This window comes from Aeromicrobium sp. CnD17-E (genome assembly GCF_024124745.1).
Taxonomy (GTDB): Bacteria; Actinomycetota; Actinomycetes; order Propionibacteriales; family Nocardioidaceae; genus Aeromicrobium.
In genome coordinates, this window is record NZ_JAMXRU010000133.1 from 1 (window position 1) to 7,231 (window position 7,231).

The 7,231-nt window shown below is 71.9% G+C and carries 5 protein-coding genes and 1 pseudogene; 2 read left to right on the plus strand and 4 right to left on the minus strand.

The genetic code is table 11. The features are described from left to right. Window positions 1-269: 269 nt before the first annotated feature. A complete protein-coding gene (locus tag NH339_RS16540) occupies window positions 270-1,094 on the plus strand; it encodes an HAD family phosphatase (protein ID WP_253027120.1) in 825 nt (274 codons plus the stop codon). A 285-nt stretch (window positions 1,095-1,379) separates the two neighbouring features. Here NH339_RS16540 and NH339_RS16545 read toward each other — a convergent pair whose 3' ends face one another. From NH339_RS16545 to NH339_RS16555, 3 genes are read right to left on the minus strand one after another with little or no spacing between them, the layout of a single operon-like run. Next, window positions 1,380-2,186: an FkbM family methyltransferase gene (locus tag NH339_RS16545; protein WP_253027121.1), complete on the minus strand. Its 807-nt coding sequence runs from the start codon at window positions 2,184-2,186 to the stop codon at window positions 1,380-1,382. Further along, window positions 2,183-3,550, minus strand: a complete 1,368-nt coding sequence (locus NH339_RS16550; RefSeq protein ID WP_253027122.1) for an O-antigen ligase — start codon at window positions 3,548-3,550, stop codon at window positions 2,183-2,185. Before NH339_RS16550 ends, NH339_RS16545 begins: the two co-directional genes overlap by 4 nt. Window positions 3,551-3,569: 19 nt before the next feature. After that, window positions 3,570-5,018, minus strand: a complete 1,449-nt coding sequence (locus NH339_RS16555) for a polysaccharide biosynthesis tyrosine autokinase (protein WP_253027123.1) — start codon at window positions 5,016-5,018, stop codon at window positions 3,570-3,572. A 260-nt stretch (window positions 5,019-5,278) separates the two neighbouring features. Between NH339_RS16555 and NH339_RS16560 the strand changes: the two genes are divergently transcribed. After that, a complete protein-coding gene (locus NH339_RS16560; protein ID WP_253027124.1) occupies window positions 5,279-6,244 on the plus strand; it encodes an NAD-dependent epimerase/dehydratase family protein in 966 nt (321 codons plus the stop codon). A 736-nt stretch (window positions 6,245-6,980) separates the two neighbouring features. Here NH339_RS16560 and NH339_RS16565 read toward each other — a convergent pair. After that, window positions 6,981-7,231, minus strand: a pseudogene (locus tag NH339_RS16565) (oxidoreductase); the annotation flags it as partial.

Below are 7,231 nucleotides of genomic sequence, written 5' to 3' on the forward strand. Positions count from 1 at the left end.
CGCCGACCAGGACCTCCGCGCCGCCACGGCGTCCGACGCGACCTCGGGGGTGACGCCCACGGCCGCGCACCAGCGCAGCGCGTCGTCCAGCGCGTCGGGGTCGGCCGTGGCCACGAGCAGGGGCGCGGTGTCCATGACGCCCACGCAACCAGCGGGCGCCGGCCGGCGGAAGCCTGCCTCGCCCTGCCTGTGGACGAAGGGACGCCGCGCGACGCACCGGCGTGCGCACCTGTGGACGGCGGTTCCGCGAGCGGGCCTATCCTGGCCGGGTGAGCCCCCGTTCGGCCGCGTTCTTCGACCTGGACAAGACGATCATCGCCCGGTCCAGCGCCCTGGCCTTCAGCAAGCCGTTCTTCGAGGGCGGGCTGCTGACCCGGCGCGCCGTGCTCCGCAGCGCCTACGCGAACTTCATGTTCGGGCTCAACGGCGCCGACCACGACCAGCTGGAGAAGATGCGCCAGCAGATGACGTCGCTCATCGCCGGGTGGGACGTGGAGGTCGTCCGCGACGCCGTGCGCCGCACGCTCCGCGACGTGATCGACCCGATCGTCTACGCCGAGGCCGTCGACCTCGTCCAGCACCACCAGCGCGCCGGGCGCGACGTCGTCATCGTCTCCGCGTCGGGCTCGGAGGTCGTCGGACCGGTCGGCGAGCTGCTCGGCGTGCACGACGTCATCGCCACCCGGCTGGTCGAGCGCGACGGTCGCTACACCGGCGAGGTCGAGTTCTACGCCTACGGCCCGCACAAGGCGACGGCCATGCGCCGGCTCGCCGAGGAGCGCGGCTACGACCTCGACGCCTGCTTCGCCTACTCCGACTCCGAGACCGACGTGCCGATGCTCGAGGCCGTCGGCCACCCGTTCGCCGTCAACCCCGACAAGGCGCTGCGCCGGATCGCCGCCGAGCGCGAGTGGCCGGTGCTGGTGTTCGACCGTCCGGTGGCGCTGCGCAGCCGCCTGGGACTGCACAGCACGACGGGTCGCGCGTTCTGGGCCCTGGTCGGGGCCGGCGCCGCCGCGGGCACCGCGCTGCTCGTGCAGCGAGGCCTGCGCGCCCGGCGCACGCCCGGTCGGCGCCTGCTCGTGCGCTCGTGAAACCGGGCACGTGAGGTTACGTCCGCGTAGGGGTTCCGTCGTCCCGTCGGCGGGCGTACAAAGGGAAGCAGCAGGACAACTCCACAGACGGCCCAGCACCCAGTACCCACGCGGCGATCACCCGTCCCACTGGGTTGTCGAGACTCCGGGACACCCGTCACCGCCGGCGGACCCGGGCCGACGATACGAGGAAGTGCACGCCTGGTAGCTGATGCGTTGCTGGACCCCTGGACGGCGCCACCCACCCCGGTGGCGCCGTCCTCCTGCGTCGGGAGCCGACGCGGCTCAGCCGGCGGCGGGCAGCGGGTCGCGCGAGAACCAGGCGAGGCCGAAGCCCGGACCACCGGTCTCGTGCCGCACGAGCGACAGCCCGGCCGCCTCGAGGAAGGTCCGCAGCTCGCCGAAGTCGTGGTCGTCGGAGTGGTGGTACTCCATGACGACGCGACGGACCCCGGACCAGAGCGCCGGGTCGGACTCGAGCACGATGCCGTACTCGGCGCCCTCGGCGTCCATCTTGAGCAGGTCGACGCGACCGCCGGAGGCCGCGAAGGCGTCGGCGATGCTCTCGCACGCCACCTCGATCTCCGTGGCGCCCGACTCGCCCAGGTGCAGCACGCCGTTGTGGCCGCTGCCGGGTCCGTTGTCGGCCATGACGAGCGTGCCCGCGCGCGCACCCACGGCTGCGCGGTGGACCGTGATGCGGTCGCCGAGGCGGTTGGACTCCACGTTGCGGACCGTGTAGGCGCCCGTGGAGGGGGTCGGCTCGTAGGAGTGCACCGACGCGCCCGGGAACCGTCGCACCAGGTCGGTGGAGAAGCAGCCGATGTGCGCGCCGATGTCGACCACGTGCACGTCGGCGGGCAGCCCCTGCGCGAACCAGTCGAGCGAGTACTCGTCCTCGGCGAACACCTCGTAGACGGGCACCCGGGCCCCGGGTGCGTTCGGGCAGTGGATCGTCAGGCCGTCGACCTCGAAGGCCAGCTCGTCGGCACCGGTCGCCATGTGGCGCAGCACCGTCCAGCCGTTGTCGAACACCGAGACCGTCTGACGGGTGCGGCGGGCCACCCACGTGGCGCGGTCGAGGACGGTCATGGGGCCTCCGGTGATGTCGGGATGGGGAGGGGATCGTCCGACGCGACGTCCGCGTCGGCGACGGCCCGGTCGGCGGCGAATGCCGCCGACGCGAGGAACGGGAGGGCGAGGACCGCCCAGACGTAACGGTCCCAGAGGATCGTCGTCATGAAGCCGATCATCAGGTAGCCCAGGCAGGGCAGGACGAGGAGCCCGCCGACGCGGTCGAGGCTGAGCGAGCGGACCACCGTCGAGCCCAGCATCACGACGAAGAACGCGAAGCCGACGATGCCCACGGCCGCCGCGACCTGCAGGTAGATGTTGTGCGCCTTGAGCACGTCGGACAGGCCGTTGCCGAGGATCGGGTGGCTGAGGAAGACCTCCCACGCCTCGCGGGCGATCACCTCGCGCTCGGCGTTGGAGCCCTGCGACGACCCACCGCCGAGCAGCCGCCCGAGCGCGTTGTCGCTGGCGGCGAGGTTCGAGATGTTCACGCCGACGTAGTACAGCGGCACCAGGCCCAGCCCGAAGAGGGTCAGCGCGACGGTGACCGAGCGGCTGACCAGCACCCAGAGCACGAGCACCGCTCCCGCCGCCACGAGCGCCGCACGGCTCCCGCTGATCCACACGCCCCACGCGCAGACGGCCGTCGCGGCCACGACCGCCGGACGCCACCCGCGGGGCACCGCGGCCAGCAGGAACGGCAGCAGGGCGATCGCGAGCATCGCGCACAGGCCCAGGACGTTCGGGTGCGTCGAGTACCCGATGCGACGACCACCGTCGCCGACGCCGCCGACCGTGTAGGCGGCGACGACGTTCGCGACGTTGCCGGCGACGTAGGCCAGCGCGAGCGAGACGACCACGGCACGCGGGGGCCGCCAGGCCATGTAGAAGATCGGCAGCAGCAGCGCCCCGACCACCAGGCGCAGCAGGTTGTTCAGGCTCGTCCCGGGGTCGGCCGCCAGGGCCGACGTGAACAGGCCCACCACGACGAACGCCGCGCCGGCCCCGAGGAAGAGCGGGTCGATGACGAGCCGCCGACCGATGAGCACCGGCACGAGGGCGAACACGCCGAGCAGCAGGATGATGTCGGACGTCGACGCGAACGCCAGGGCCGCGACGGGGCGGAGGTTGTCCAGCGGTGACAGCGCCGTGCCGAGCACCAGGAAGCCGATGGCGGCGCCCTCGAAGCCCACGACGGCCAGCACCGCCACGCCGGTCAGGACGAGCAGGAGCACGACGCCGACCACGACCGACGACGCCGCTCGCGGCACGAGCAGCACGAGCGCGAGCCCCGTGACGATGGCGGGCACGGCCGAGCGGACCTGCTCCACCCACTCGGGGCGCAGCGTCCCGTTCGACCGCTGCCGCGTCACGCCGCTCATGCCGGGGTGCCCACCCTGCTCACCGCCGGACGCGTCGTCCGCGCGTCGTGAGGCCGCGGAGCTTCTCCTCGACCACGGTGGCACGCGGCTCGGGCTCGGGGTCGGGCTGCGGGGAGTACCCGTACCCGTACCCGTGGCCGTACCCGTAGCCGTAGCCGTCCGCGTCGCCCGAGCGGCGCGGGGTGCGGTTCAGGACGGTGCCGAAGAGCCGACCACCGATCGTCTGGATGCGGCCGACGGCGAGCCGCAGCTGCTCGCGGGTGGTGGACCCGTGACGCACGAGCAGCAGCACCCCGTCGACCTCCGGGAGCAGGATCGAGGCGTCGGCGACCGGCAGCATCGGCGGCGCGTCGATGATCACCGCGTCGTACTGCTCACGGACCCGCGTGAGGAGGTCGCGCATGGCCTGCGTGTCGAGCACCTCCGCCGGGTTCGGCGGCGCGGGGCCGGTGCCCATGAAGCTGATGCCGCTGACGTGCGGCTGCGTGGCCTCCTCCAGCGACGTGCGGCCGACGAGGACCGTGACGACGCCGACGGAGTTCTCGAGCGCCAGCAGCTCGGCGACGTTGGGGTTGCGCATGTCGGCGTCGATGAGCAGCACCGAGCGGCCCGACTGCGCCATCGACAGCGCCAGGTTGGTGGCGACCAGCGTCTTGCCCTCGTTCGGCAGCGCGCTGGAGACGAGGATCGCGTGGCTCTCGCCGTCGATGTCGGAGAACTGCAGGTTCGTGCGCAGCACGCGGAACGCCTCCGCGAGGCTGCCGCCCGTCTCGGTCATGAGCGGCGTGCGCTTGACGAGCGGGTCGAAGGGCAGCGTCGCGAGGACGGCCTGCTCGCTGATGCGCTCGACGTCCTGGCGCGACTTGACCGTGCGGTCGAAGAGGTCGCGCAGCAGTGCACCGACGATCGCCAGGAACAGGCTCACGAGCAGGCCGATGCCGATGTTGAGGGGGATGTTCGGCGACACCGGGACGTCGCTGATGCTCGGCTCGGCGGCGATGCGGGCGGCGATGGCGGGCGCCTCGTCGCGGATCGAGGGGCGCTCCAGCTGCTCGACGAGGTCGACGAGCTGGTCGGCCGTGGCACCGGCGATGCGCTGCGCACCCTCGGGCGTGTCGGCCGTGACCTGCAGGTCGATGGTCTGCGTGTTCGTGATGACCGTCGCCGACACGTGCTTCTCGAGGTCCTCGACCGACTCGTCGAGGTTCAGGTCGTCGACGACGCGCTGCAGCAGCGACGGGTCCGTCGCGAGCTCGGCGTACGAGGCGACGCGCTGGGTGACGATGAACGAGGCTGCGTACTCGGCGGAGCCGCCCGACGGCGTCGAGATGAAGACCTTCACGGACGAGCCGTACTGCGGCGAGGACAGCAGCACCACGGCGACCGTGATGATCGCCCCCACCACGAACGTGACGGTGCTGAAGATCCAGCGCGCGCGCAGGGCGCCGACGAACTGCCGCAGGTCCACGGCTCTCCCTCCTGCTCCCGCCCTCGGCGGGTCGATGCGAAGTCTAGGCCAGCGACCATCTCTCCCTCGGCCCTTCTCGCGTTCCAACGACGCGGGGGCGTCCGGGTCACGGCGCAGGCCACGGCACACGTCGGGGAGCCTGTCTGCGGCGTCCGTCACGCCCGCACCCGTAACGTCCTCGCGCCCGGTCGTTGTACAGGCGTACGGACACACGCCGCGGCCGACGTCGCGGGCGACTTCCCACGGAGGGCGGACGAGGCATGACGGTTCTGGTGACGGGTGCGGGCGGCTTCATCGGCGGACATCTCGCCGCCGACCTGCTGGCGCAGGGCCTGCAGGTCCGCGCGGTCGACAAGAAGCCGGTCGAGGAGTGGTACCAGGTCCACGCCGACGCCGAGAACGTCGTCGCCGACTGCTCCGACATGGGCGACGCGCACAAGATGGCCGTGGGCACCCAGGCGATCTACAACCTCGCCGCCGACATGGGCGGCATGGGCTTCATCGAGAACAACAAGGCCGAGTGCATGCTGTCGGTGCTGACCAGCACGAACATGCTCGTCGCCGCGCGCGACGCCGGCACGGAGCAGTTCTTCTACAGCAGCTCGGCCTGCGTCTACAACGGCACCAAGCAGACCGACCCCGACGTCACCGCCCTCACGGAGTCCGACGCCTACCCGGCGGACCCCGAGGACGGCTACGGCTGGGAGAAGCTGTTCAGCGAGCGCATGGCGCGCCACTTCCGCGAGGACTTCGGCCTGCACACCCGCGTCGCCCGCTACCACAACGTCTACGGCCCCGAGGGCACGTTCGAGGGCGGCCGCGAGAAGGCCCCCGCGGCACTGTCGCGCAAGATCGCGTGGGCCAAGCTCACCGGCGAGCACACGATCGACGTGTGGGGCGACGGCGAGCAGAGCCGCAGCTTCATGTACATCGACGACTGCGTCCGCGGCACCCAGGAGATCCTCGCCGGCGAGAACGTCGAGCCGGTCAACCTGGGCTCGTCCGAGCTCGTCACCATCAACCAGATGATCGGCATCCTCGAGGACATCGCCGGCATCACCGTGCAGAAGCAGCACGACCTGACCGCGCCGCAGGGCGTCCGCGGGCGCAACAGCGACAACACGATGTTCCACGAGCTGTACGGCTGGGAGCCGTCGATCTCCCTGCGCGACGGCCTGGAGAAGACGTACGCCTGGATCTACGACCAGCTCGCTCCGCGGGTCTGACGGGCCTCGCCGTCGACCTGCGGGTGCGTTGACGCGGGTTCTCGGTCGGGTGGGGCTGCGTCGGCGCGGCTTGCTGTTGAGGTGGGGCTGCGTCGGCGCGGCTCGGTGTGGGTGTGGTCTCCGCAAGGGCCTCGACCGGGCGGCTGACGGGCGCGCTGGGCTGGGGTCTCGGGCTGTGGCCCGCGTCGGACGCAAGGATCTGCGTTCGTGCGTGGGACTCCAAGGCTTCTGCGTTCCCTACGGAATCCCGTCACCAACGCAGAAGCGTTCGACCTCGAACGCACGAAGGAAGAAGCGTGGGCGCCCTTGGGGGGTGGGGGTGGCAGCGCTTCTCCCTTCTCGTGGCACGGTCCACGAGAAGGAAGCATCGTTGCCCCGTCGGACCCCATCGGCGGTGGATGATCAACCGCAGAGGCGCTCCTGCGGTTGCAGATCCACCGATGGGACGCGCCAACGCAGATTCTTGCGTCCCCAGTGCGAGCCACAGCCCGAGAACCAGAGGCGCCGCCGCTCCCAGCCGCCCGGTCGAGGCCCTTTCGGAGCGCAGGACGAGTCGCAGCCGCGCCAGCGCAGCCCCACTCGAGCAAAGAGCCGCGCCAGCGCAGCCCCACTCGAGCAAAGAGCCGCGCCGACGCAGCCCCACCCGACCGAGGAGCCGCACCGACGCACCCCCACCCGACCGAGGAGCCGCGCCGACGCAGCCGCAGGACAGGGCCACCAGCAGACAGGGAGATCCTCAGCGCCGACCCTGCGCGACGGGGGACGCCTCGGCGCCCCGCGCCTGGGCCTGGGACGCGTACTGGAGCCACTGCTGGATGCCGGTCGCGTCGCCGCGGGCGTACGCGGTGAGGGCGGCGGCGTAGCCGGCGGGCTCGGCGGCGTGGCCGGCCTCGGGGACGACGACGGAGGCCGGGTCGACGCCCTTGACGACGAGCACGAGACGCTCGGCAGCCCGCGCGACCATGCCGCCGTGCGCGGCGAACGAGA

What these genes read in the sequence shown, in the direction of transcription:
- NH339_RS16560 (WP_253027124.1), top strand. Translation starts at nt 5,279, where the DNA reads ATGACGGTTCTGGTGACGGGTGCGGGCGGCTTCATCGGCGGACATCTC.
- NH339_RS16550 (WP_253027122.1), bottom strand. Translation starts at nt 3,550, where the DNA reads ATGAGCGGCGTGACGCGGCAGCGGTCGAACGGGACGCTGCGCCCCGAG.
- NH339_RS16545 (WP_253027121.1), bottom strand. Translation starts at nt 2,186, where the DNA reads ATGACCGTCCTCGACCGCGCCACGTGGGTGGCCCGCCGCACCCGTCAG.